The sequence below is a fragment of the Protofrankia sp. CiP1_Cm_nod3 genome (assembly GCF_982290655.1).
This window is the reverse complement of the sequence record NZ_CEVIVD010000105.1, coordinates 16,768-18,699: the sequence shown is the minus strand read 5'-3', so window position 1 is coordinate 18,699 and position 1,932 is coordinate 16,768. Positions and strand designations below refer to the sequence as shown.

At 71.9% G+C, this 1,932-nt stretch carries 2 protein-coding genes and 1 pseudogene; all 3 read right to left on the bottom strand.

The annotated features are described in order from the left end of the window. Positions 1 to 480, bottom strand: coding sequence for an SsrA-binding protein SmpB (gene smpB / locus AC5LUJ_RS17810; RefSeq protein WP_250286617.1), 480 nt, complete (start codon positions 478 to 480; stop codon positions 1 to 3). A gap of 141 nt (positions 481 to 621) precedes the next feature. Then, positions 622 to 1,494 carry a permease-like cell division protein FtsX gene (gene ftsX / locus AC5LUJ_RS17805; protein WP_250286618.1) on the bottom strand — a complete coding sequence of 291 codons (873 nt, stop codon included), beginning with the start codon at positions 1,492 to 1,494 and terminating at the stop codon, positions 622 to 624. A gap of 244 nt (positions 1,495 to 1,738) precedes the next feature. Then, a pseudogene (locus tag AC5LUJ_RS17800) lies at positions 1,739 to 1,932 on the bottom strand (cell division ATP-binding protein FtsE); the annotation flags it as partial.

Genomic DNA, 1,932 nt, shown 5'->3' with positions numbered 1-1,932 from the left:
TCAGTCGTCGCGGCCCTTGGCCCGTCGTCCCATGGCCCGGGAGACCTCGCGTGACGCGTCCCGCTCGGCGAGCACCTGGCGCTTGTCGTAGGTCTTGCGCCCCCGGGCCAGGGCGATCTCCACCTTCGCCCGGCCGTCCTTGAAGTACAGGGACAGCGGGACGAGGGTGAGGCCGCCCTCCCTGGTCTTGCCGACCAGCTTGGCGATCTCGTCGCGGTGCAGCAGCAGCTTGCGACGCCGCCGCGGGGCATGGTTCGTCCACGTGCCCTCGGTGTACTCGGGGATGTGCGCGCCGTGCAGCCACGCCTCCCCGTCGCTGATCTGCGCGAAGGCGTCCACCAGGGATGCCCGGCCCGCGCGCAGCGACTTCACCTCGGTGCCCTGCAACACGATCCCGGCCTCGATGGTGTCGAGGATGGTGTAGTCGTGCCGGGCACGCCGGTTCTGCGCAACCAGCTTCCGGCCGGTCTCCTTGGCCACGTTCGGGGTACCTCATTCTTTCCCTACCAGGTTCCACCGAGGTTACGCCGCCGCCGACCAGCCACGCGGAAGCACAGCGATCACGCCGCCGCCGGCCGTCCGGCGACCCCCTGAGGGTCGGCCAGCCTTCCAGCCCGCTGCCTAAACACGCAGGTGGCGGCGTAGCGCGACAGAAGCCATCGCCGCGGACGCCCCGGTGCCGACCAGCAGGACGCCGGCCACGGCGGCCCACACCGCGTCCCAGCCGAAAAGCGGGAACGCCGTCTGGCGGGCGAACCGGTGATCGACGAGGTAGATCTTGCCCGCGATCAGCGCGGCCGCGGCGAACAGGCCACCGACCATCCCGGCGACGGCGCTCTCCAGCACGAACGGGGCCCGGATCGTCCCGTTCGTCGCCCCCACCAGACGCATGATCGCGGTTTCCCGGCGCCGGCCGTGCGCGGAGACCCGGATCATCGTGTAGATCAGCGCGAACGCGGCCAGCGCCTGGACCGCGGCGAGCGCGAACGCGCCGATGGTGCAGGCGTCCAGGATCCGGTAGAGCGGGGCGAGCAGGGCACGCTGGTCACGGACCCGGTCGACCCCGTCCCGTCCGGCGTAACCGGTGATGATCTCGCCGGCCCGGCGCGGGTCGGCGAGCGTGAGACGGAACGAAGCGGGCAGGTCGGCCGCGCTCACCCCGCTGACGATGTCGGGCGAGTTGCGGAAGTCGCGCCTGAAGCGCTCGAACGCCTGCGCCTTGTCCTCGTAGCGGACGGCCTGCACCAGGGGGTCGGCACGCAGGTCGGCCGCGAGGGCGTCGCGTTCGGCGCCGGAGATGTTGTCGTCGAGGTCGATGACGGCCTGGATGCGGTCCAGGAGGAAACCGTCGACGGTGTGGGCCTGGGCCCGCAGCAGCAGCCCGGCGCCGAGCAGGGTCAGGCAGATGGCCACGGTGACGATCACCGCGACGGAGGTCGCCAGGTTGCGCCGCAGGCTGGTGAGGCCGATCGCGAGCAACGCCCCGGCGCGCATCCCGGCCATGTCCTCGCTGCCGCTGCCCGGCGGCCTGGGAAGCCGGAGCCTCCCGAGCCCGCCGAGCCCGCCCGAGCCGTCCGGCCCGCTCTTCCCGTCGGGCCTGCCCGAGCCGTCGGCCCCGCTCTTCCCGCCCGGCCCGCTCTTCCCATCCGGTCTGCCCGGCTCATCCGGTTCATCGGATAGGCCTGGTTTGTTGGGTTTATCAGGCTTACCGGGCTTGCCGGGCTTTGTGGTCACGGCGTCAGGGGGCCGGCTCGTAGCCGCCGGATGCCTGGTCACGCACGAGCGTCCCGTGCTCGAGCTCGACGACCCGTCGGCGCATGGTGTCCACCAGGGCGGCGTTGTGGGTGGCCATGACGACGGTCGTCCCCACCCGGTTGATCGCTCCCAGCAGGTTCATGATCCCAGCTCCGGTGGCCGGGTCGAGGTTGCCGG

Excerpts from the sequence above, each read along its gene's own strand:
- ftsX (WP_250286618.1), bottom strand. The coding sequence starts at position 1,494 with ATGCGCGCCGGGGCGTTGCTCGCGATCGGCCTCACCAGCCTGCGGCGC.